The organism is Saccharibacillus qingshengii (genome assembly GCF_013185195.1).
GTDB lineage: Bacteria > Bacillota > Bacilli > Paenibacillales > Paenibacillaceae > Saccharibacillus > Saccharibacillus qingshengii.
On sequence record NZ_JAAZWC010000009.1, the window covers coordinates 95,223 to 117,268 of the forward strand.

A 22,046-nucleotide genomic window follows, 5' to 3' on the forward strand; every position below is an offset into this window, starting at 1 on the left:
TTATGAACCTAAAAGAATTCAATGCGATTGTCAGCCGTCCGGCCGATCTGCGCTACGAATATTTCGTGGAGAAAACGGCGGATTCCGAGATGCTCTGGGGACTGTACGAGGAGGGCTGGGCTATGACGAACGATTCGTCCGGCGCGGCTCTGCTGCCGCTCTGGCCCAAGAGCGAATTTGCGCTTCACTGCGCCATCGACGAATGGGCCGGATATTCCAGCCGTCCGCTGGATCTCCGTGCTTTTATGGAGAAGATCCTGCCCCGGTTGGAGCAGGACGGTGTCCGCACGGCCATCTTCTATAACAACAGCGACTCGGCGATCGTGGAAGCGGACAAGCTGCTAAAAGATTTGCAAGCGGCGCTGAACCAAAACGGGAAGTAACGGCAGCAGCGAGAAGAACGGCAACAAGGCAGCAACGACAAAACGGCAAAAAAAGCTTGGCCGGGTCCTTAAGCGGACTTGGCCAAGCTTTTTGCGGAGTCCGGGCGGCCCGGTTACTTCAGCGGCGGAGTTTCCGATTCGTCTTCCGGCAGAAAATGCGGAGCCAGATCGCCGATCAGCGAATAATAGTCGCCGTTCGTGAGCTTCTCCTTGTCGGTGATCCGATCCAGAGTCTCCTGTCGAAGCCAGCCGTCCGCGACGAGGATTTCCAGGGCTCCGCCTTCCGGTGGGGACAGATCCATGGCGCTTGCGATCAGCTTGGCCGCCGTCTCCAGAGACAGCGGATCGGTCGACGTGCCGTCCGTGCCGGCCAGCGCCGACTGCATGTCTCCCGGGAAAAAGTCCGGATGCAGCGAACGCATGACGCGTACTGCATTGAAGAAACGCTGGACATTGGCTTCATTGTCCATTCCCCATCCGTCATTGTTATAGCCTCCGGATGTCAGATACATATTGGCTGCGATCAGCATCCCCGGATAATCTTTGTGCTGCATGAACGCCGGCTGCGGCAGATCCGGCATGGCGAGATCCATCCCCTGTTTGCGCAGCCGCTGCTGCAGCACTTCGACCTGCTCTTTCGAGCCGGACAATTCGCGCAGGCTCATATTTCCTTCAAGGGCAAGCTTGACCGCGGCGCCTGCGGCTTGGCCTGTCGCCATGCCGACGGGAATGGTCCGCGCGCTGCCGTGCGGCACGGTGTCGAACCCGGCCGAACGGCCCACGACGAGCAGACCGTCCACGCCGCGGGGGACAAGCGTCCGCAGCGGCACGCCGTATTGGCTCGGCTGCATCAGCACGGTGCCGATCCGTCCGTCGCTTGTGCTCTGGATATCGACCGCATACGAACCGTAAGCGATATCGTCCCAATGGGCGCGGTTCTCCATCACGTCGGCCAGCTTCAACCGGTACTCGGCTTGGAGATGGCGCGATTCCCGCAAATACAGTTCGCTTGCGACGCCGTCATACTTCAGCGAAGCCATCTCGGGGAAACGCTGTTTGAGGAATTCGACGACCTTGGGCGCTTCTTTCGTTCCGACCGCGATTCCCTGCCGCACCGACTCGGGATCGAGCGGATCGACGCCGAACAGCAGCAGGGCATTGATCAGAATGGTGCCGTCGTTCTGACGCCCGATATTCAGGCCCCGCATCTTCACTTTGGCCGGGTCGCTCGAGACATACTCCTGGGCTTCCTTATAACCCCAGGAGCTCATCCGGTCGATACCCGCATCTTCGCGTTTGCCGAGCTTTTCCCAGATTTCCTGGGTCATGCCGCTCATCCGGAAGACGAGGGTAGAAACCATCCGGCTGTTCGTATCGCCGATATCTTCCCGGCCGATCGTAAACTTGGCGCCGGCCGCGGCCGCGGCATCGGCATTCTGCGTCGCATCGATCACGGCGGAAGTGAGCACCTTTTTGCGGCTGCCGTCTTGGAGAGTCAGATTCATGCCGGTCACGGCGATGCGGTCGCCCCGCGTCTCCGTCAGCGGAACCATGGCCTGCGTCTTCATCAGCAGATCGATATTGGATTCGGCTTTGACCATGCCGTAGAACAAATTGGCGGCCGTATTCACATCAAACGCGGACTCGCCGAAATGATCGTACCATTCATAGAATAGGCCTTTATTCAACTGCTGCTTCTCACGCAGCTGCGGCAGAAACAACGGCTGCTTGGGAGAGTAGCTGGGGTCGATCATATTCAGCCCGCCGACCGTCATCAGCCCGCCCAGTACGCTTCGGTCGTGTCCGTCGACAAGCAGGACCTTCAAGCCGTTTCGGGCGGCGGAGACCGCGGCTGTGACGCCTTCGGGGTCTGTTCCGGCGACGATCACATCGTAGCGATCCGCAATTTCGGTAACGGAGACAACAGGCAGCGGAGCTTCCGGTTTGCCGTGGTTGACGAGTCTGGCATGCTCCAGGTAGCGGATCGTCAGGAATCCCGCGAGGCCCAGAACCAGCATGGCGGCAAGGGAGAGGACGACGACTTTTTTCCAGTTTCTCAAACGCATTTGAATGTGTAATTCCTTTCTTCGATTCGGCGGTACAGCCGCATTTGCGCAGGGTTTTTTCCGGACGCATGGTTTGACTATATCGGTTTTTTGGCAGCCGGACAAGGTTTAGTGATCCATTTCAGAGAGAGGGTTTTTCCGTAAAAAGCCCGGATTTTTCTGTGGAAAGTTCGGAAAAAAGCCCGTTTGCCGTTAAAAAAACCGAAATAAAAGAAGATTTTAAGCAAAAAACACTTTAAACAGGAATTAAGACTCATACATTTAGGTCTAATTGCATAGTAGGATTGGGTAGCATTACGAATTTTCGGTATAGGAGGTGTTGAAATGGAAAAGATCTCTTTCAGTAAAGGAGATTCGGGAGATTGGGGAATGAATTACCGGACTTCGAATATCGTAAACCCGGATCTGCTGGACAAAAGTCCAAAAAGCGAAGGAATCGGATCGAAGTCGATCTTGCAAAAAGACGCGGCCGGGTCGGTGGACGAATCTAATGGAGAAAAAAATTCGGCCAGTCAGACGGAGCGCAAAAAGCATGATGATCTGATGGCCCGGAAGTTGGAAGAAGAACATCTGGCGCAGCAGCGTCTGCTCCAAACGTTCTACAGCGAGAAGCTGCGGATCGAGATGTCGCCCGAGAAATTCAAAGATTCAATGAAATCGATGGCCGAACGTTCAATCGAACAGTTGATGAGCCGGGAAGGCTCATCGCTGAAGCTGGAATGGAAATCGGAGCTGCATCAGTTCAGCCTGGCAATCAGCATGGAGGCCTACGACAAACTGAACGAGGAGAATTCCCGGAAGCCGGAACTCGTCGGATCGGACCAATCGTAAACGGCTGCCACCTATTAGAAGCGCTTTTTCCGGATAACGGAAAGGCGCTTTTTTTGTGTACAAAGGCAGTGAAACCTTCCAATATCATCAGCCAAGTGAACCAGCCGCTGTCTGAACGGAGATAACCGGTTCGTATTTGGCCGGATTCGCGAGAATCAGTCCAACGCTTCGATTTCCGAAAATTCGGGGATCGAAGTTTTTTTGCGTGGGGCGGGAACTTTTGCGCGGCGCTGCAGTTTTATTGACCGAGAGTGACGTCAGGAGGAAACGGGATATGGAGCATGAGGATCGACAAGCGCAGGCCGGCGAACCGTCGGTATCCGGTCCGTCCGACGAACGCGGAGTCCTTTTGAAGCGCATGATGGAGAATTACGGCAGCGATGTGTGGCATTATGCTTATTTTTTGACGCGCAGCCGCGATTTGGCCGACGATATTGCCCAGGATACGTTTGTCAAAGCGTACGGGGCATTGGATTCTTTTCGGGGAGAAGCGAAGATCAAGACGTGGCTGCTGTCGATTACGCGTCATACGGCGTTCGATTATCGACGTTCCGCTTTTGCAAGGCGCAGCGTGCCGATGGACCGGCTGCCCGAACGGGAGCGGGCAGAGTCGGCGGAAGAAGCCTATATGCGCCGCGAGGATTCCGTGCAGGTCTGGGCGGTTATCATGCAGCTGCCGGATCGGTACCGCGAAGTGCTGGTGCTGGATCTCAAACACGATCTGAGGCTGGCCGAAATCGCGCAGCTGCTCGGCATTGCGGAAGGAACCGTCAAATCCCGGTTGTTCCGGGCAAGAGCCAAAGTCGGAAAAAGATTAAAGGAGGAACGGGAATGAACGAGCGGAAACCGGATTGGTACAAGCGGGCTCAGACAGGTCCGTTCGAACGAGAACCGTTCACCGAAGCGGATATGCGGCGCATCGAACAGGTCGTGCAAGAGCGGTATTCGGACGAACCGAAGCCTACTCGCCTGAATCGCAAACCGCGAACCGATGCGGCTGTCGGTGCAGTGCGGTTGACGCGGACTGCGCGGATATCGGCTGCGGCTGCGCTTTTGCTGCTTGCGGGAGGAGGCGTCTATACGGCGGTGCAGATATCCGGCTGCCCGCCGACCCAAGCGGTGATGTCGAGCCCGGGCGGAGACGCTGCGGATCCGTCTAAAACGAAGAGGGTACCGCCTGAAGGCGTTTCGACCTTTTTGCTCGGGGGGACGACTTATTTTTACGACGATTCGGCCGCTAGGATTCCCGAGTGGACGCGCGCTGTACGCACGACGGAGGGAATCGTATGGACGCCGGCTCCACAGATGACAGGCCGGGCGATGATGATCCGCAGCATGAGTGTGGACGATCATCCGACGACGCCGTTCCAGCTGTATTTTAGCGATCCCAACCAACAGCAGCTTACGGAGAAAAATTCGTTCATGCTGCCCGGCATGCCGCTGCAAGGCCAGGATTCGTCGCGCTACGGCTACATCGATAACTTGTGGGCCGTCGGCGGACATGTCGTGTATACGACGAGCATGCATGTGGCGGGAGATTCGCGGCGCGAAGAAGAACAGGCTTGGATCGTGGATACGCGTGGGCTGCCGACGGCGCCAAGCCCCGGGACCGATATGAACGTGCATCCCCTGACAGATTTCGATTCGGAAGGCGGGCACCCGCTCGAACTGGCTTACGACGAAGCCAACGGTCTGCTGATCTATACGATGCGGGTACCTCCCGAAGACGGCGGAACCGAAGGCGAAGAGCACTTGATCGCCCAGCAGTTGGACAACGGAGGAAAAGTATTCGTCGAATGGTACGGGAGCGATATACGAACGAAAGCCGACGGATCCATGAGCATCGATTACAAATTGGACGGCGTGACCCATACGGCGAAACGGCTCAGTCCTTAACCCGGCATACAGCCCGTAATAGGGAGCGCAGCGGAAAAAGCGGACGAAACGATCATTGAGACCGTTTCGTCCGCTTTTTGTGGATTTTGAAAAACAGCTTTACCCGCCACCGTCTGTTCGGTTTGTTTCGTCCGAAGTCGGCTGCACCTGATATCCGGCCGTTCGGCGAGCATCACCTTGCAAGCCGGATACGGAGCTGCGCTTTCTTCTCGGATGTGCTGCGTTATCCATGATGCGGCGCGGCGGAGGGGGCGATCTTCGGGCTGCCGATGTGCCGCTTTGCGGGCAGCATGTCTTTGCGCCGATAGATGCCGAGGATCAGGCCGACGATCGCGCAGTGCACGATCGTCGAACTTCCGCCGTAGCCGATAAACGGCAGCAGCAGGCTCGTAAAAGGCAGCAGGCTGAGCGAAGCGCCGATGCCGTAGATCCACTGTCCGGCCAGCAAAATAGACAAGCCGGCTGCCATTGAACGTCCAATCGGATCGCCGATTTTCCGTACGGTATGCAGCAGCAGGACGATCAGCCATACGATGGAAGCCACGAGAAGGCCCGCCATAATCCAGCCGAAGCTGTACGTCAGATAAGGAAAGATTGTGTCGGAATGGGCATAGACGATCGAACGGCCCGACGATCCGAATCCCCGGCCGAACCACCCTCCTTCCCGGATGGCGACAGCCATGGCGTCATTCATATAATGGGCATCCGGACTTTGCAGACGGGGAGCGAAAATGGCTTGAAACCGGTCCTGCCAGTGCGGATTGCGCAGGTACAAACCCGCTGCCCAGGCCGCCGCCGCCGCAGGAAGCGGATAGAGGTACAGCTTGGCGCCTCCCGCTCTGGCATACAATAAAGTGGCGGCGATCAGATACAGCCCGAGCGCCAGCCAGGCCAGCAGATCAAAGTAGACGTATAAAGCTGTCGGCAGAAGAATGACGCCGATTGCGATCGAATGCCGGATACTCCGTCCGGGCGCATGCCGGAGAGACAACCGATCCAGGACACCCGGAAGAGCAAGGACGAACAGCACGAACATGCAGAGCGTCCCGTTGAAAGTCAAAGGTCCGACCGAGATCCAGCCTGAGTTCCCGTTGACGGTTACGGAAGCGAATGTAAATAAAAAGATCATCAGCAGAGCCGTGCCCGTGTACAGCGAGACCGCATACTTATTCAGTAGGCGATAGTCGAACAAGCAGCAGGCGATCAGCACAACGACGCCCATCCCGTAAAAAAACAGCTGCTGTTTGCCCGGATTGAAGGATTCGAACATACTCGTACCCGAGGCGGCAAGCGAGAACAGCGCCAGCAGGCCAATTCCCGCCATCACCGCAAGCGGCACCAGCAGCCGCCAATTGAACTTCGGCCGGTGGACCTGTCCAAGCGTGCCGCCGATTTCGTCCGCGTCGCCCATTTGCTCCATCGCCCAGGCGGCGGCTTCAACCGGCGAAGCGCCTTCGTCTTTTTTGGATGCGATCAGCTCTTCGATATGTCCGCGCATCTCGTCCCGAAGCTCCGGATGCAGTTCCTTGGCTCGGATACGGGCGCATAGGCGGTCGAGGTAGGCATTGATCGAAGTTTCCGCTTCCCGGCGTTCCAGTCCCCGTACATGGGCATCGCGATCTGCGGTCGCATCCGGCTGCCCGGTCTTGCGCTGATCGTCGTTCATGAACGTCCCTCCCCAAGCACCGCGTTGACCGCGCCGCTGAACATCCGCCATTCGTCTTTCTTCTCCTTGAGCTGCTTCAGCCCCGCTTCGGTGACCGTGTAATATTTGCGTTTGCGGCCGCTGCTTTCTTCCCAATGCGCCGCGACCCAGCTCTCCGCTTCCATGGCGTGCAGGATCGGGTAGAGCGTCCCTTCCTTGAGGGCGAACACGCCGTCCGAACGGCTGTCCAGTTCTTTGATCAGCTCGTAGCCGTACATGCTTTTGCCGGACAGGACGGTCAGGACAAGCGTCCCGGTCGAGCCTTTGAGCAGTTCTTTGCTTACTTTCATCGCGGCGGGTCTCCTTTGTGCTTATACATAGAATTACTATGTATCGTAAATCTATGTACATATACCTGTCAAGTTCGAAGTTAAATATGATGACCAAGTTAACTTAGGATCGAAGTCAAAAGGTTAAGGATCGATCATGTAACTAAATTTGAAATAACTAGACAGTTAACCGAAGTTAGGCATAAAAAAATAATCTCTCGCAGAGAGAGATTATTTCAGAAGTTGAATAAGAAAGGCAGGTTGCAAGTCATCGAATAACTTTTCCACTAATCCATCCGTAAGTTCCGCTAGGAGACCATACTTCGTACCAAGTTCTTCCGTCCGTCGAATCGTATATCGATTCGCCCCAATACTCTAGGCGGTCGTTCAGATAAACGACGGCTGCTGGAGAGGCATCAATCGACGGATAGGAACGCATATTAGCCTGATCGACGATCACGGTTAGATATTCGCTCTGCGCTGAATAATCTACAGCCCCTGAGTAATATCTTCCATCCGATTGTTTGACGACTTTGCTGCTTACCCACCCGATACTGCCATCTTGTAATTGTGCTTGATACCAGGTTCTTCCGTCCGTTGGATCAAAATTTTTACGATGCATATAAAGCGCTTCTTGATCTTCATATAAAATGCCGACGGATCTCGAATCGATGCTGGGAGCTACACGTACGTTAATTTGTGAAGTAGTTGGACGAAGATAGTCTACTGCTTGTTCAGCAGTGCTTTCCTCGACCGAATAACTGGCTTCGATTACAGGCTTCTGTACCTCAGGTTCTTTTTGATTGGTCAACTTAGAAACAGGGTTAGCTGAAACGGCAGGGGACGCCGATTTGACAGTCTTGGCCGGATCGACCGAAGCAGCAGCTTCTGTATGCGAAGCATTGACAGGCGAAGTCGGTTCCTCCGCAGTTGCAGCAGGCTTTCCTTCATCTTTGATCGTAATTTGAATACCGCCGCAACCTCCCAAAACTAGAGGCAGGAGAAGCAAAGCTCCACATAGACATATTTTCTTTTTCATGGTTCATCCCTCTTCAATGAATTTAGGTATAAAAGACTAATCCTTTCGACCTTATTAACATTATAGGATCAAATATACAAAAAGTACATATGATAGATTGTTTTGTTAAGTTAAATTGAGTTGCTAACATTTGCTGTCTTGACATTTACTGAAAACTAGTGTTAAAAATATTTTACAACTATTTATTATGCCTGCGATCAACAGCCATGACCGGAACCCTAACCCGCGAACGCCGCCGTATGCTGCGGCGCATCCGTCTGCCGACAGAGAAGAATCCCTTGAGCTGCGAGGATTCCCGGCAGACCCGCGGCGGCCCTATTCCGCGAGCTGCGGCGCTTCAATCGCCGCCGGATGTCCCCGTTACCGGACATCGAGCCTTTTTGCGCCGCTGCGGCTGCCGACCGGATATCCTTCTCTCGAGAGGATCCGCTGTGGTTCGCCTGCGCAGGAAGGGAACCAGGGTGGTACCGCGAAGACGCATTCGTCCCTAACGAATGCGTCAGGCTGTCGAGAAAGTCCTATTCGTTGTAGAAGCTCGTCGGCTGCGGGAGAAATTCGTTCCGGTCGCGTGTTGAAATCGGGGAAAAGGATTGAAATTTAGCGGAATTCCCCCGATTTCAAAGGCGAACACTGTCGTTCCTACACTGAATTTCTCCCTTCGCCTCCTTGCTTCATTTAGGATTAGACTTTCTCGACACGTTGACGCATTCGTCCCTAACGAATGCGTCTTTTTTGTGTGCTCTGCCTGTGCTTCATCCGTTTGGCCTACTCATTTTGTTGAAGGAGAGATTTATTATGAAACAAAGTCAACTGTTGATCCCTACCCTGCGCGAAGCGCCTGCGGACGCCGAGGCGGCCAGCCATAAGCTTATGCTGCGCGCCGGATTGATCCGCCAGCTCGCCTCCGGCGTGTATACCTATCTGCCGCTCGGCTTCCGGGTGCTGAGAAAAGTCCAGGAGATCGTCCGCCAGGAAATGGACCGGGCGGGTGCGCAGGAACTGCTCATGCCGGCGATGCAGCCGGCCGAACTGTGGCGCGAATCGGGACGCTATGAGGTGTACGGTCCGGAGCTGATCCGGCTCAAAGACCGTCACGACCGCGAATTTGCACTCGGACCCACGCATGAGGAAGTCATCACCTCGCTGGTCGCAGGCGAAGTCAGCTCGTACCGTCAGCTGCCGATGACCCTGTACCAGATCCAGACCAAGTATCGCGACGAACGCCGTCCGCGCTTCGGTCTGCTGCGCGGCCGCGAATTTCTGATGAAGGACGCCTATTCGTTCGGGCGAAGCTGGGAAGAGCTGGACGAGACCTACCGGGCAATGTACGACGCCTATACGCGGATCTTCACACGGGTCGGTCTGAACTTCCGCGCCGTTCAGGCGGATGCGGGAGCGATTGGCGGCGAAGGGGAGACGCATGAATTCATGGCTTTGGCGGAGATCGGCGAAGATACCATCGTCGTCAGCGAGAACGGAACCTATGCGGCCAATCTCGAGAAAGCGGAGATGTTCTGGGAAGAACCGACCGCCGCCGATTCGGATATTCCGGCTATGAACCGTGTGCATACGCCGGGCGTCCATACCATTGAGCAGCTGCGTGTCCATTTCTCGATCGAAGCGTCGGCGCTGATCAAGACGCTGCTGTACCTCGTCGACGACCGTCCGGTCGCGGTGGCCGTTCGCGGAGACCGCGAAGTGAACGAGACCAAAGTCCTCAATGCGCTCGGAGGAGAGCGGATCGAGCTGGCGGATGCGGCCGCCGTGGAACGTCTGACCGGAGCGGCTGTCGGTTTCGCCGGTCCGGCGGGGCTTGCGGGCGTTACGCTGCTCGTCGACCGTGAAGTGCAGGCTATGCCTGCGGGAATCGCCGGTGCCAACGAAACGGACTATCATATGGAGAACGTCAAGCCGGGCCGGGACTTTACCGGTGAGAGAATCGGAGATTTCCGCAACGCGGCCGAAGGAGACCGGAGTCCGGACGGAAGCGGGCTGCTGCAGTTCTACCGGGGAATCGAAGTCGGCCATGTCTTCAAGCTGGGCACCAAATACAGCGAGAAGCTGGGAGCGAAATATCTGGATGAAGGAGGCCGCCGCCAGACCGCGATCATGGGCTGCTACGGGATCGGCATCTCGCGGATTCTGTCCGCTGTCGTCGAGCAGCATTACGACGAGAACGGCATTCTGTGGCCGATCGAGATTGCGCCTGCCGCGGTGCATATCATTCCGGCTTCGGTCAAGGACGAAGGGCAGCTGCAGCTTGCGCTGGCGCTCTATCGGCGCTTTACCGAAGCCGGCATCGAAGCGCTGCTGGATGACCGCGACGAGCGGGCCGGCGTCAAGTTCAAAGACGCCGATCTGATCGGTCTTCCCTACCGGATCGTGGTGGGACGCGAAGCGGCCGAAGGACGGGTCGAGTTCAAATCTCGCGCTCTTGAAGGTAAAGAAGCGATGACGGCGGATGAAGCGTTCGACCGGATTGCCGCACCGTCGCAAGGTTGAATTCCTGCGGGAATAGGGTGCGCAGGGGATGATTTTGAACGCTTCCGAATTGCCAAAAAAGGATTGACAGCCCCCGTGTTTTCCCGCTATAATCGGGATAGCTAAATAACCGATTGAAAGAGAAAAGCAAACCGGATCGAAAGACCGGGACGCAAAGTCTGGAATCTACAGCGGGGCCTTCCGCTATGATCGTCCGACCGCCACAATTTATTGTGGCGGTCTTTTGATGTTTTTCAGATTCTGTTGTCCCGGTTGTCCGGTTCTGCCGCAGTACCTCCCCCCGCAGTTCCGTTCTCCCCCGAGAAAAGCAAACCAGCCGAAAGGCTGGGACGCAAAGTCAGGAATCTAAGGCGAGACCCCCCTCGTCAAGATCGTCCGACCGCCACGATTTATTGTGGCGGTTTTTTTGTGCCTTTTCTTATACATATCCCCGCGGGACAGCCCCTTTCAACGAAAAAAGGAGATTAAATGATGCAGGCAGCAGACAGAATGGAAGCAGCGGAAGCGATCGAAATGGTACAGGCGGCTCAGGCGGCCAAAGCGGCACGGATGGCGAAAGTCATGCGGGCGGCGGAAGCGATGCGGCAGGCCAAGATGATCCCGGCTCTTCAGCCGCTGAGATTCGGAAAAGGATACTGAACAAAAAAGCGGACAGCCGTATTCAAGATAAACCTTGAATGCGGCTCAACGTGTCGAGAAAGGTCTGCTTCCGAGTGAAGCGAGGAGGCGAAGGGAGAAATTCAGTGTAGGAACGACAGTGTTCGCCTTTGAAATCGGGGAAATTCCGCTAAATTTCAATCCTTTTCCCCGATTTCAACACGCGACCGGAACGAATTTCTCCCGCAGCCGACGAGCTTCTACAACGAATAGGACTTTCTCGACAGCCTGAGCCGTATTCAAGATAAACCTTGAATGCGGCTTTCATTTTGTGTCATACTTTTGGGTTATAAGGATCGCGGAAAGTGCGGGGCTGCAAAAGGGTCCGACTTTTTGAAGAAAGGAGTGGACGTATTGAAGAAGGGGTGGCCTTATATCATTATGCTGCTGGGGCTTTGCATCGTCCTCTACCCGTCCGTAAATGGCTGGCTGGAAGACCGGACGCAGGATCAGCTGCTGCAAAAAGCGGAGGCGGCGAGCCGCCAGCCGTTGGATCTGTCCAAGGTTTCCGGCGAAGCGGCGGTACCGGATTACGAGAAGATCTCGAATCTGCTGGACGAAGGCGACGAGGCAGAAGCGGAGCCGGCGGCGCAAGCCGACGCGAAAGATCCGCAGGAAGGCGAGATTCTGGGCGTGATCCGTTACGACAAGCTCAAGATCAAGCTGCCGGTCGTGGAAGGGGCAACGAAGGAAAATATGCGAAGCGCGGCCGTGCACGTGACCGGAACCGGCTTGGCGGGCGTCGAAGGCAACATGGCCCTTGCCGCCCATCGCGCGCACAAAACGGGCAGACTGTTCAACCGGCTGAACGAAGCCAAAGTCGGCGACGTGATCGAAATCGATCAGGGCGGACAGACCTACCGGTATGAAGTGGACAAGATCCATATCGTTGAACCGACGGACGTCTGGGTACTGGATCCGGTTCAAGGCGAGAAAGGCCTTACGCTGATTACATGCGATCCGCTGGTCAATCCCACGCACCGCCTTATTGTGTATGCGGTATTGAGCGGCAGCCCTTCTTCGGCCGCCAATTGAATATCCACTCACAGCATCCGCTCCCGATTACCGGTGAGCGGATTTTTTGTGCGCCGAATAGTTCTTTATATCCAATAAAATCGACTATTAAAGAAGAAGTATAGATCTATATTCTTAATAGTAGATAAAAAGCAACTCGGCTTTAGGTACAGCTTTATGAATTGAAACAGGGATTTGGTAGGAAAAGGACGAAGTTTTGCTTGCTAATTCTTTTTTTCGTGGTACGATGAGACTAATAGAAGCTTTTCTCGATAAACGGCAAACCTGACTCGAAAGACAGGGACGCAAAGCTAAAGGGCCTTACCCCCAAGTGGGTTGGCAGCCAGCCGCCGAAAGATAGGGCTTTTTTCGCGTATCCGCTTTTCCGTATTCGATCGACCGCACGTCCAAGATAAGACAACAACGATAAAGGCAAACCTGCTTCGAAAGACAGGGACGCAAAGCTAAAGGGCCTTACCCCACGCGGGTTGGCAGCCAGCCGCCGAAAGGAGTTTTATCCATGCGCAAATGGATGTCCAAGATGGTTCTCGCTCTGAGCTTGACTGCCGGCTTAATCTCCGCCGCAGCCGCACCGGTTTCCGCCGCTTCCGTCGATGCGACCTGGCTCGACACCTCGTCCCTGCGTCAAGGGACCATCGGAGTCAGCTACAATTCCGCCGCTTCCAAGAGAGTCAAAGTCATGATCGCCAAGGCAAGCACGGTGTACACGTATGACCTGAACACATCGAAATCTTCCGAGAACTTCCCGCTTCAGTCGGGTGCGGGTTCGTACGAAGTGACCCTGCTCGAGAACACCGCAGGCAACAGCTACAAGAAAATCGGCTCGACTTCCGTCGAACTGAGTGCCGAAGATCAGACCAATGTCTTCCTCGGCTCCGTACAGAACGTCAACTGGAAAGAAGCGCGCAATGCAACGGCCCTGGCTGCCAAACTGACGGCCGGCAAGAAGACGGACACGGAAAAAGCACAGGCGATCTACGATTATGTAGCTTCCACTATCAAATATGATAAAGAGCTGGCCAAGACGGTAGGTACGGTCTACATTCCTTCCGCAGACGCAACGCTCGTATCCCGCAAAGGGATCTGCTACGATTACGCTTCCCTGATGGCCGTGATGCTGAGAAGTTCGGGAGTTCCGACCAAGCTGGTCATGGGCAGCACTTCGTACGTCAAGGAATATCATGCCTGGAACGAAATCTACCTCGACGGTAAATGGGTCATCGTGGATGCAACCGTCGATTCCGCCTACAAGCAGGCCGGGAAATCGATCCCATTCGCCAAAGAAGCCAATAAATACAGCGTACAAAAAGTATACTAAGCGATTGCGGAGTTCCTTCCTATAGGACCTTCCGGTCCCGCTTTCGAAGCCCCATCCAGGAGATGGGGCTTTTTTGCGTTCAAATTTTTGGAGGAAATAGGAGCGGATTCTCAGTCGGGAAGGCGAAATTTGTCCGTTGTAAACAGTAGGGACACGTATTCCATCCGAATACGTTCCCCGCACGATAAAGGCAAACCTGCTTCGAAAGACAGGGACGCAAAGCTAAAGGGCCTTACCCCGCCGGGGTTGGCAGCCAGCTATCGAAAGGAGTCTTGAAGATGTACAAATGGATAGCCAAAACAGTCCTTGCCTTGATCCTGGCGGCCGCTCCGATCTGCTGCGCTTCTGCCCGTCCGGCCGCGGCCGCGGAGACGGAAGTATCCTGGATCGACACCTCCTCTCTCAAGCAGGGAACGATCGGGATTCGCTGCAGCGGAAGCCCGACCAAACGCCATAAAGTGATGATTGTCAAAGCGGATAAGGTCTATACGTACGACCTTCAGGTAGCCGGACAATCGCAGACGTTTCCTCTGCAGTCCGGCAACGGCGCGTACGAAGTGACCATGTTGGAACAAGCCTCCGGAACCCAGTACCAAAAAATCGGCAGCACTTCCGTCAATCTTCAGGCAGCCAGCGACAATGCGGTATTCTTAGGTTCGGTGCAAAATGTGAATTGGAAAGATTCCAAAACCGCAGCTGCGCTGGCCAAGAAGCTTACCGCCGGCAAAAAAACCGACACGGCAAAAGCGAAAGCCATTCATGAATATGTGACAGCCCATATCGGATACGATTTTAAAAAGGCCAAGTCGCTTGGAAGCCTCTATCTCCCTTCGGCCGACCAGACGCTGAGTTCGCAAAAAGGCATCTGCTACGATTACGCGTCCCTGATGGGAGTCATGCTGAGAAGTTCGGGAATTCCGACCAAGCTGGTCATGGGCAGCACGACTTACGTGAAAGAATATCATGCGTGGAACGAAATTTACCTGAACGGCCGATGGGTCATCGTGGATGCGACGATCGATGCCGCTTACAAGCAGGCCGGCAAAGAGATTCCTTTTGCCAAGTCGGCCGATAAATACAGTACGTCCAAAGTTTATTGATAAGGAACAACTCATTGCGACCTCGGAGCGTTTAATGGATAAAGCGGCAGTAAGCCGATCCAACGGAGCCCGCATAAGGAGGTCGCATGAAAACACATTACGCACTTGGACTCATTCTTTTGTTCGTGCTGGCCTTTGTGCTGGCGGAGTATCCGTTTACCCGACAGATCGACAAAGCGATTCCGGCGGTCTTGTCGAATGCCGATCTACCGAATTCGGACAAGCGGACGGTGATCCGCGTCCAAGGCGAAGTGTCGCGGAAGCTTTTTCGCCGACCGGAATTTAAGGTGAATGTCACGGTCGACGGATTCGACTGGATGACGGATGGCCGCCATTCCGGTGAAGTCCTGCGCACTGAACGCAATAAGGGCATTAATATGGGAATCCTGCAGCATACGTATAGCCCGAAATATGCCGCTTCAAACGGGTTTGATTGGATCAAGACGGCTACGATCTGGTTCGATGACGATTTTGGACAGGTATATATCATGGCTTCAACGGCCAGTTGGATGGACGATCCGGTCAAGGAAGCGGGAACGCTGCGGATGACCGGGGCGGCCGACAATCCGGACGAAGCCTGGGAGATCCAGCGGCAGATCGGCGAAGCCTATCCGGGATGGTTCGAAGTGGAATCCGATCAGGTGTCTGCAGCCCTCCCCATGCCGGGTCTTTCTCCTTGAAGCGGCGGAACGTATAATAGAAGGAAAAAGTACGGGAGGCTCATGATATGTACCGGATCGCCATTTGTGACGACGAGCAGCCGCGGAGAAAAGATGTCCGGCGGATGCTGCTCGATCTGTCCGTCAAGTCGGGTATCGACTTCGAGACCGGTCTCTTCGCATCGGGCGAAGAACTGCTGGTTCATTACGAGGAGGGCGGCGAGCCTTTTCATATTCTGGTCCTGGATATCGAGATGACCGGCCTGAGCGGAATCGAGACGGCGCGGAAGCTGCGGGACATGCGGCGTCTGGGCGAACAGATCATCTTCTTGACGAGCTACGCCGAATACATGCTGGAGAGTTTCGACGTCATGACGTTCCAATACCTGCTCAAGCCGGTCGATCCCGCCGTGTTCGAAGAGAAAATGCTCAAGCTGTGCCGCTATTTCGAGGAAAAGGAACGGGAGATCCTGATCGTCAAATCGGCGGAAGGCGATCTGGTGCTGCATCACGACGAGATTATTTCGATCGAAGCCGCCAACGGCTTGACCGTTAAGAATAAGCTGAAGATTACGACGACCCGCGGCGTGTACGACGGCCGGGGCTTGATCTCGAGCTACGCCGAAGCGTTGAAAGACGGACGTTTCCTGCAGATCCACCGTTCGATCCTGATCAATCTGTCGCATGTGCATAAATTTTCCGGCAGCCGGGTGGTCATGTCCAACGCGGCGGAACTGCCGATCGGCCGTTCCAAAGTCAAAGAAGTCAAAGACGCCTGCACCCGGTTCATGGTTGCGAGGGCGGAATGATGCAGAGTCCTCTCCTGCTGCTCCTGCTGAATATCGGGATTGCGCTGGTCATGACCGTGCAGGCCGACTTTTATTTCAATTCCGTTTTTGGCAAAGAGAACAGCAAACCCGGCAAAAAATACTGGATCGCCGCTTTTTTGCCGCTGACGTTTCTTTATCTGACCTTCGATCTTCCGGATCTGCTGTCTTCGCTGATGGCGCTCGGCATCTTGTTCCTGTTCGCTCAAGGGTACGAGGTATCCCAGAAACTCAGAGCCATGTTCGCGATCTTGTACGCCGTGCTGCTGACGCTCATCAATTTTCTCCTGGTCTACCTGATTCATCCGTCCCTGCAGATCGAAACGGCCAGACCGGACGATTTCCTCGAACGGATCCAACTGGCGACGGTGCTGCTGATCGGCTGCACGATCATGTTTGCGGTAATCCAGGCGATCCGGCTAGTGGTCAAAAGGCGGCGCTTTCCGCTGGAGTCGCGTTATTCGCTTCTGTTTCTGTGCGTGCCGCTGATCAGCGTCTATCAGGTCAACGCCATTACCTTGTACAGCGTGAAGAATATCCATTATTTCGTGACGGTGTTTGGTTTTATCGTGCTGAATATCCTGGTCGTCTATATGCTCGATACGGTGATTGCCCGGTTTCAACTGACGCTGCAGAACGAACGGCTGCAGAGCCAAATGGATTATCAAGACGCCAATTACGAGAAGACCGTGCACAGTTTCAAAGAGATCAAGCGCATCATTCACGATACGAACAAGCAGCTGCTGGTCGTGGCGGAATATATCGAGCACGGACGGGCCGAAGAAGCGCGCGAGCATATTCTGACCACGCTCAGCGAGATCGACAGCGCTTATCGGCGGGTCAATACCGGCAATCTGGTGGTTGATGCGCTGGTTACGAATGCGCTGAACGTGGGCCGGGCGAACGGGATCCGCATCGATACGGAATTGGGGCTGCGCGAGCCGGAGGTGCCGATCGAGCGCTATGATCTGTGCGTCGTGCTCGGCAATATGCTGGATAATGCGGTCGAGGCGTCGAAAAAGATCAAGATCGCCGAAGATCGGCATATCCGCGTCCATATCCGTTCGAGCGAAGCGGCGCTGTTCATCCGCGTACGCAATCGGACCGAGCGGGAAGTGACCGATCTGCGCAGCGGCAAAGCCGATCCGGATAATCATGGGTTCGGGCTGACCAATATCGAGCGAATCTGCGACAAATACGGCGGCCATATGGCGATCGAGACGGAGAATCTGACGTTCGACAATATGGTCATGCTGCCTTTTTCCCGATAAAAAAGAACAAAGATCTCCGGCGGCGATGTCGTTCGGGGATCTTTTTTGACGTTTCGGGATCGTGATGCGCACCAGGCGGCTGCCGGAGCTATGCTGAGTATACGAAGCGCAGATCACGAATCCAACCGGAAAGAAGGAGTTACCGATGAAACGAACCAAGATGAGTACGAAGATATGGAAAAAGACAGGGACGGCCGCCATGGCGGCGATGCTGCTCGCACTGCCGCTGGCCGAAGGGCAGGGACGGGCACAGACCGCTCCGGCTTCATCCGGGCAGACTGCTCCGAACGTGCTGTCGCACAGCGCCGCCCAGGCCGCAGCGAAGAAAATGACCGAAGCGCTGATGGAAAATTACGGCGTGACCGGCGTACAGTATGCGATCCGGGACAAAGGAAAAGTGGTGCTGTCGGGCGGAACGACGCTTGATGACGTGGGCGCCAAACAAGACATTTCCAATACCCGAATGTTCGGCATAGGCTCGGTCAGCAAAATGTATGTGACCGCGGCGGCGATGATGCTGGCCGACGACGGGAAAGTGGATATCGACCGTCCGCTGACCGATTATATTCCGGATTTCCGTATGGCGGACGAACGCTACAAACAGATTACGGTTCGTATGCTGATGAATCACTCGTCGGGCCTGTACGGTTCGCATTACAAGAACAGCATGCTGCTCGGCGATAACGATTCGGAGAATTACAAGGCCCTGCTCTCGAATCTGAGTGTACAGCGGCTGAAGTCCGACCCGGGCGAATATTCCGTCTACGCCAACGATGGCTTCCAGCTGCTGGAGCTGCTGGTCGAACGGGTCAGCAAAATGAGCTACAGCGATTTCCTGCAGAAGCGGATTGCGGAACCGTTGTCGCTGACTTCGACCCGGACACCGATGGACGAGTTCGACCGCAAGCAGCTTGAGCCGATTCGCCTGCCGGGGATCAAGCAGGCTCTGCCTCCGGAAAATGCCAATATCCTCGGTACGGGCGGCGTGTATTCGACAGCGGAAGAGCTGACATTATTCTCCGAAGTGCTGAGCGGCAAGCATCCGAAGCTGCTGTCCGAAGCGTCGGTCGAAGCCATGCTGCAGCCGGAATACCGCAAAGGCGTCTGGGTACCGGATACGAAAAACGCCTTCGGCTACGGCCTGGGCTGGGATTCCGTCGATCTCGAACCGTTCGGCGACTACAACATCCGCGCGGCAACCAAAGGCGGAGACACGATCATGTACCACTCCGCACTGATCAGCCTGCCGGACGACGACATCTCGATCGCATTCCAGACCTCCGGCGGTTCGTCCGTGTTCAACACGACCGCAGCGACGAATGTCCTGTTGGAGTATTTGAAGCAGACCGGGAAGATCACGAACATTTTGCCGGAAAAAACGCACGCCAAGCCGGTTAAGCAGACGATGCCGGCAGAGATGGACAAGTATGCCGGACTGTATGGAATGGTGGGAGAGACACGCGAACTTAAGATCCAAAACAGCGAGATCCAAATGCCGGCGCTGATGAGCGACATGATCCCGGCCCAGACTTATGTCTATACCGGAAAAGGAGAGTTCACAAGCGAAGACGGCCGCACCGTACTGGGCTTCGACGAACAAACCAACGGACATACGTACATGCGCATTCGCAGCGATATCGCGCTTCCCGGCATCGGAAATTCGCGGATGGCCTTCTACGAATCGCAGAAGCTGGATCAAAATCCGGTAGACGCTTCGGCAGCGGCAGCCTGGGCGAAACGCCAGGGCAAAACGTATTATGCGCTGGACGAGAAGATCAATTCCCTGTTCTACATTTCGCCTTCGATTCTGACCAAGAAAATCGCGGTGAAGGCGGAGAGCGGCTATGCCAACGGAACCCGGATCGTCGATGCGGACCATGCCGTCAACGCCGTCGAAATCCCGGTCATGAACGGACGCGATACCTTTGATCTGGACTTCTCCCGCGAAGGCGGCACCGAGTACCTCAAAGCCGACGGACGGACTTATGTGAGCGAAGACGCAATCACTCCAATCTATGCAGGAGAGTCCTCCGTCGTAACGATTCCGGCTGCCGGAAGCGTGCGCTGGTTCAAGATTCCGGCCGGCGCGGCGGGCAAGACGCTGATGCCGACCCTTCCACAGGGAGCGGGCTTTGCGGTCTATGATGCTGCGGGAACGCCGGTCGCCCTGTCGATCGCAAGCGGCGTCAAAACGGCAGTGCTGCCGGAAGGCGGCATGGTGGTCTTCGGAGGCCAAGCCGGAGATACGCTGAACGTCTCGCTGAAGAAAAAATAAGCACAAGAAGAGTCAAGCAAGCCGATTCGTCGGTCCTTCCGGAGTCCGGTTCCCCTTTGACAGAGGGAACCGGATTTTTTGGCGTGGATCGATGAACTCAGTTTGGTGTACGCTCTTCATTCGGCTGCCCCAAATGTCGAAGAGTAGGTACGGACCTATCTAGTACCCTTTCAACTCTTAATCACAGGTTTACGTTTCCCTGAAACGCACATGATTCTAGTGCGATTCAGGGGAGCGTATTCCTACCTTAAATTGAACGCGACCGGCGCAGCCGATCAGGCGGGATTCGATCGAATCCAAAGCAGCATCACCGAAAAGCTGAACAGCTCAAACGGATTGTATGAAAATATCTTTTTTACGTATCGGGATAAAGTGTATGTAGACGGTCTGGGAGGCGTATCGCAGGGTACCGACATGCTGTCGACATCGCCGTGGTACAAACCCGTGCTCGACAGCGGCGCTCCCGTGGTGGGGGATCTTCAGGCATCGCCGGTCACGGGTCTTCCCGCTATCGCGATAGCGGCTCCTGTCAAAGACCCCGCGACCGGTACCCTACTGAGCGTGTTCGCTCTTCCGATCAACGTAAATGTCCTGCTGAGCGAAATCACCAAAAAAGAAGACGAGCAGGTCATCACGACCGTCGTCACCGACGAAAAGGGGATGGTGATCGCTTCGCACGATGTGGATCAGGTGCTGAAGACCGACTTCACCAAGCTGGCTAACGAAAAAGGACTGCAGCAGCTTGCCGTATCCGAACAAGGAACCGGTTATGTGACGATTGACGGCGTGCGCTACCTCGCTTCTTTTATCAAAGACGATGTGCTCAAAATGAATGTCGTGACCTTCCTGCCCGTCAGCAGTTATATGAACGGCCTGTACAGCATGCTCGCGACGATGGTCGCCATAACGTTGGCCGCGCTGCTGATCGCTTTGACGGTTCTGTTCCTGGTGGTACGCAGTATTGTCCGTCCGATCCGGGTGGCGTCCGAGCAGTTGGAGTTTATGGCTCAAGGCGACTTCTCCCGGGAACTGCCGCAAAAATATATCGACAGCGCCGGCGAGACAGGGGTGCTTATTCGCTCGATGAACAAGATGCACGAGAATACGAAAAAGGTAATCCGGTCGGTCAACGAAGAATCCGCCCATCTCAAAGAAGTATCCAACACCGTACATTTCATGTTTACCGATATGGACAGCGAACTGCGGGAAGTCTCGCTCACGACGCAGAGCATGTCCGCGGGCATGGAGGAAACGGCGGCTTCGGCGCAGCAGATCAATGCGTCCACGGACGAATTCGAGAAAGCGATCGGTTCGATCTCCAGAGGCGCCCAAGAAGGAGCGGAAGAGGCCGCCGTGATCAGCAGACGTGCCAAAGAGCTCAAAACGGCGCTTGAAACCTCTATTGCCGAAACGACGAACGCTTATGGGGAAGTGCAGGCCGGGCTGCAGGAAGCGCTGGAAAAATCCAAGTCGGTCGATGCCATCAAGGCGCTGAGCGAAGCGATTCTGCAAATCACCCAGCAGACGAACCTGCTGGCGCTCAATGCTTCGATCGAAGCGGCAAGAGCCGGGGAAGCGGGCAAAGGGTTCGCTGTCGTAGCCGACGAAATCCGCAAGTTGGCCGACGCTTCCAAGAACACGGTAGGACAAATCCAACTGATTACCGGAAGCGTGACGGACTCGGTCAGCAATCTGCAGCATTTCACGCAGCGTCTGATGGAGATGCTTACCGGCACGATTGCCGAAGATTATACGATGATGAGCCGAACAAGCGAGTCTTATCTGAACGATGCGCTCTACATGGACCGGATGGTATCCGAGTTCAGTTCGACCAGCGAGGAACTGAGCGCATCCGTGCAAAATCTGGCGCAGGCCATCAACGAAATTTCGAGTTCCAACAACGATTCCGCGGAAGGCACGGAAGAGATCGCGGACAAGACGGCCAGTGTCGTCGGCAAAGCCAACGGCATTGCCGGAGAAGCGCGGAAAACGAACGAAAGCGCGGACCGTCTGAATCAAATGATCGGGCAGTTCAAGGTGTAACCGGAAATAAACCGATAAAGGAAGGACCGATCCGGATACCGGATTCGGTTCTTTCCCGTGTCCGGGGAGAAGCGGGCAGGTTCGCTTTTTATATTCGAAATTTATTTATCCGCAGGCAAACGATGGTATAATGGACGAATCGAAAATTCAGGAAAGCCCATTATCGGCGC

The 22,046-nt window shown here is 55.2% G+C and carries 18 protein-coding genes and 5 riboswitches; of the genes, 14 read left to right on the forward strand and 4 right to left on the reverse strand.

Annotation, left to right across the window (positions count from 1 at the left end):
• Positions 1-2 precede the first annotated feature (2 nt).
• Complete coding sequence (locus HRQ60_RS09940; protein WP_172195660.1) at positions 3-383, forward strand: DUF2750 domain-containing protein; 381 nt, start codon at positions 3-5, stop codon at positions 381-383.
• A gap of 113 nt (positions 384-496) precedes the next feature.
• Here HRQ60_RS09940 and HRQ60_RS09945 read toward each other — a convergent pair whose 3' ends face one another.
• Complete coding sequence (locus HRQ60_RS09945) at positions 497-2,449, reverse strand: FAD-dependent oxidoreductase (protein ID WP_172195661.1); 1,953 nt, start codon at positions 2,447-2,449, stop codon at positions 497-499.
• A 324-nt stretch (positions 2,450-2,773) separates the two neighbouring features.
• Here HRQ60_RS09945 and HRQ60_RS09950 point away from each other — a divergent pair, with 324 nt between their 5' ends.
• The 3 genes from HRQ60_RS09950 (at position 2,774) to HRQ60_RS09960 (ending at position 5,176) form a co-directional block, all read left to right on the forward strand.
• Positions 2,774-3,280 carry a hypothetical protein gene (locus HRQ60_RS09950; protein ID WP_172195662.1) on the forward strand — a complete coding sequence of 169 codons (507 nt, stop codon included), beginning with the start codon at positions 2,774-2,776 and terminating at the stop codon, positions 3,278-3,280.
• A 274-nt stretch (positions 3,281-3,554) separates the two neighbouring features.
• Positions 3,555-4,115 carry an RNA polymerase sigma factor gene (locus HRQ60_RS09955; RefSeq protein ID WP_172195663.1) on the forward strand — a complete coding sequence of 187 codons (561 nt, stop codon included), beginning with the start codon at positions 3,555-3,557 and terminating at the stop codon, positions 4,113-4,115.
• A complete protein-coding gene (locus HRQ60_RS09960) occupies positions 4,112-5,176 on the forward strand; it encodes a hypothetical protein (protein ID WP_172195600.1) in 1,065 nt (354 codons plus the stop codon). Before HRQ60_RS09955 ends, HRQ60_RS09960 begins: the two co-directional genes overlap by 4 nt.
• Positions 5,177-5,399: 223 nt before the next feature.
• On the opposite strand, the gene HRQ60_RS09965 is transcribed toward HRQ60_RS09960, so the two are convergent.
• From HRQ60_RS09965 to HRQ60_RS09975, 3 genes are all read right to left on the reverse strand, one after another.
• Entirely contained in the window at positions 5,400-6,842 is a 1,443-nt protein-coding gene (locus tag HRQ60_RS09965) for an FtsW/RodA/SpoVE family cell cycle protein (RefSeq protein WP_172195664.1), read from the reverse strand.
• Positions 6,839-7,171, reverse strand: coding sequence for a PadR family transcriptional regulator (locus HRQ60_RS09970; RefSeq protein ID WP_172195665.1), 333 nt, complete (start codon positions 7,169-7,171; stop codon positions 6,839-6,841). Before HRQ60_RS09970 ends, HRQ60_RS09965 begins: the two co-directional genes overlap by 4 nt.
• Before the next feature lie 247 nt (positions 7,172-7,418).
• Positions 7,419-8,189: an SH3 domain-containing protein gene (locus HRQ60_RS09975; RefSeq protein WP_172195666.1), complete on the reverse strand. Its 771-nt coding sequence runs from the start codon at positions 8,187-8,189 to the stop codon at positions 7,419-7,421.
• A 795-nt stretch (positions 8,190-8,984) separates the two neighbouring features.
• Here HRQ60_RS09975 and HRQ60_RS09980 point away from each other — a divergent pair.
• From HRQ60_RS09980 to HRQ60_RS10025, 10 genes are all read left to right on the forward strand, one after another.
• Positions 8,985-10,691, forward strand: a complete 1,707-nt coding sequence (locus tag HRQ60_RS09980; RefSeq protein WP_172195667.1) for a proline--tRNA ligase — start codon at positions 8,985-8,987, stop codon at positions 10,689-10,691.
• Between the two features lie 115 nt (positions 10,692-10,806).
• Positions 10,807-10,896: riboswitch (cyclic di-GMP riboswitch) on the forward strand.
• Between the two features lie 91 nt (positions 10,897-10,987).
• Positions 10,988-11,078: riboswitch (cyclic di-GMP riboswitch) on the forward strand.
• 81 nt (positions 11,079-11,159) lie between these two features.
• Positions 11,160-11,330: a hypothetical protein gene (locus HRQ60_RS09985; RefSeq protein ID WP_172195668.1), complete on the forward strand. Its 171-nt coding sequence runs from the start codon at positions 11,160-11,162 to the stop codon at positions 11,328-11,330.
• 372 nt (positions 11,331-11,702) lie between these two features.
• Positions 11,703-12,383, forward strand: a complete 681-nt coding sequence (locus tag HRQ60_RS09990; RefSeq protein WP_246281255.1) for a class D sortase — start codon at positions 11,703-11,705, stop codon at positions 12,381-12,383.
• A gap of 247 nt (positions 12,384-12,630) precedes the next feature.
• A riboswitch (cyclic di-GMP riboswitch) is annotated at positions 12,631-12,717 on the forward strand.
• A 66-nt stretch (positions 12,718-12,783) separates the two neighbouring features.
• Positions 12,784-12,869, forward strand: a riboswitch (cyclic di-GMP riboswitch).
• Positions 12,870-12,882: 13 nt separating this feature from the next.
• Positions 12,883-13,701 carry a transglutaminase-like domain-containing protein gene (locus HRQ60_RS09995; RefSeq protein WP_172195670.1) on the forward strand — a complete coding sequence of 273 codons (819 nt, stop codon included), beginning with the start codon at positions 12,883-12,885 and terminating at the stop codon, positions 13,699-13,701.
• Between the two features lie 179 nt (positions 13,702-13,880).
• A riboswitch (cyclic di-GMP riboswitch) is annotated at positions 13,881-13,966 on the forward strand.
• Between the two features lie 13 nt (positions 13,967-13,979).
• The gene (locus HRQ60_RS10000; protein WP_172195671.1) at positions 13,980-14,801 is read left to right on the forward strand and encodes a transglutaminase-like domain-containing protein; all 822 of its coding nucleotides are present in this window, start codon (positions 13,980-13,982) and stop codon (positions 14,799-14,801) included.
• 86 nt (positions 14,802-14,887) lie between these two features.
• Complete coding sequence (locus HRQ60_RS10005) at positions 14,888-15,481, forward strand: hypothetical protein (protein ID WP_172195672.1); 594 nt, start codon at positions 14,888-14,890, stop codon at positions 15,479-15,481.
• Between the two features lie 47 nt (positions 15,482-15,528).
• Positions 15,529-16,269 carry a LytR/AlgR family response regulator transcription factor gene (locus HRQ60_RS10010; RefSeq protein ID WP_172195673.1) on the forward strand — a complete coding sequence of 247 codons (741 nt, stop codon included), beginning with the start codon at positions 15,529-15,531 and terminating at the stop codon, positions 16,267-16,269.
• Entirely contained in the window at positions 16,269-17,558 is a 1,290-nt protein-coding gene (locus HRQ60_RS10015) for a GHKL domain-containing protein (protein WP_425501648.1), read from the forward strand. Before HRQ60_RS10010 ends, HRQ60_RS10015 begins: the two co-directional genes overlap by 1 nt.
• A 145-nt stretch (positions 17,559-17,703) precedes the next feature.
• Positions 17,704-19,833, forward strand: coding sequence for a serine hydrolase domain-containing protein (locus HRQ60_RS10020; protein WP_246281256.1), 2,130 nt, complete (start codon positions 17,704-17,706; stop codon positions 19,831-19,833).
• Between the two features lie 210 nt (positions 19,834-20,043).
• Positions 20,044-21,876: a methyl-accepting chemotaxis protein gene (locus HRQ60_RS10025; RefSeq protein ID WP_172195675.1), complete on the forward strand. Its 1,833-nt coding sequence runs from the start codon at positions 20,044-20,046 to the stop codon at positions 21,874-21,876.
• Positions 21,877-22,046: the final 170 nt, after the last annotated feature.

Bases quoted from the DNA above. Each gene is read 5' to 3' on its own strand.
- HRQ60_RS09940 (WP_172195660.1), top strand. From the start codon at position 3: ATGAACCTAAAAGAATTCAATGCGATTGTCAGCCGTCCGGCCGATCTG.
- HRQ60_RS09945 (WP_172195661.1), bottom strand. From the start codon at position 2,449: ATGCGTTTGAGAAACTGGAAAAAAGTCGTCGTCCTCTCCCTTGCCGCC.
- HRQ60_RS09950 (WP_172195662.1), top strand. From the start codon at position 2,774: ATGGAAAAGATCTCTTTCAGTAAAGGAGATTCGGGAGATTGGGGAATG.
- HRQ60_RS09955 (WP_172195663.1), top strand. From the start codon at position 3,555: ATGGAGCATGAGGATCGACAAGCGCAGGCCGGCGAACCGTCGGTATCC.
- HRQ60_RS09960 (WP_172195600.1), top strand. From the start codon at position 4,112: ATGAACGAGCGGAAACCGGATTGGTACAAGCGGGCTCAGACAGGTCCG.
- HRQ60_RS09965 (WP_172195664.1), bottom strand. From the start codon at position 6,842: ATGAACGACGATCAGCGCAAGACCGGGCAGCCGGATGCGACCGCAGAT.
- HRQ60_RS09970 (WP_172195665.1), bottom strand. From the start codon at position 7,171: ATGAAAGTAAGCAAAGAACTGCTCAAAGGCTCGACCGGGACGCTTGTC.
- HRQ60_RS09975 (WP_172195666.1), bottom strand. From the start codon at position 8,189: ATGAAAAAGAAAATATGTCTATGTGGAGCTTTGCTTCTCCTGCCTCTA.
- HRQ60_RS09980 (WP_172195667.1), top strand. From the start codon at position 8,985: ATGAAACAAAGTCAACTGTTGATCCCTACCCTGCGCGAAGCGCCTGCG.
- HRQ60_RS09985 (WP_172195668.1), top strand. From the start codon at position 11,160: ATGATGCAGGCAGCAGACAGAATGGAAGCAGCGGAAGCGATCGAAATG.
- HRQ60_RS09995 (WP_172195670.1), top strand. From the start codon at position 12,883: ATGCGCAAATGGATGTCCAAGATGGTTCTCGCTCTGAGCTTGACTGCC.
- HRQ60_RS10000 (WP_172195671.1), top strand. From the start codon at position 13,980: ATGTACAAATGGATAGCCAAAACAGTCCTTGCCTTGATCCTGGCGGCC.
- HRQ60_RS10005 (WP_172195672.1), top strand. From the start codon at position 14,888: ATGAAAACACATTACGCACTTGGACTCATTCTTTTGTTCGTGCTGGCC.
- HRQ60_RS10010 (WP_172195673.1), top strand. From the start codon at position 15,529: ATGTACCGGATCGCCATTTGTGACGACGAGCAGCCGCGGAGAAAAGAT.
- HRQ60_RS10015 (WP_425501648.1), top strand. From the start codon at position 16,269: ATGCAGAGTCCTCTCCTGCTGCTCCTGCTGAATATCGGGATTGCGCTG.
- HRQ60_RS10020 (WP_246281256.1), top strand. From the start codon at position 17,704: ATGAAACGAACCAAGATGAGTACGAAGATATGGAAAAAGACAGGGACG.
- HRQ60_RS10025 (WP_172195675.1), top strand. From the start codon at position 20,044: ATGATTCTAGTGCGATTCAGGGGAGCGTATTCCTACCTTAAATTGAAC.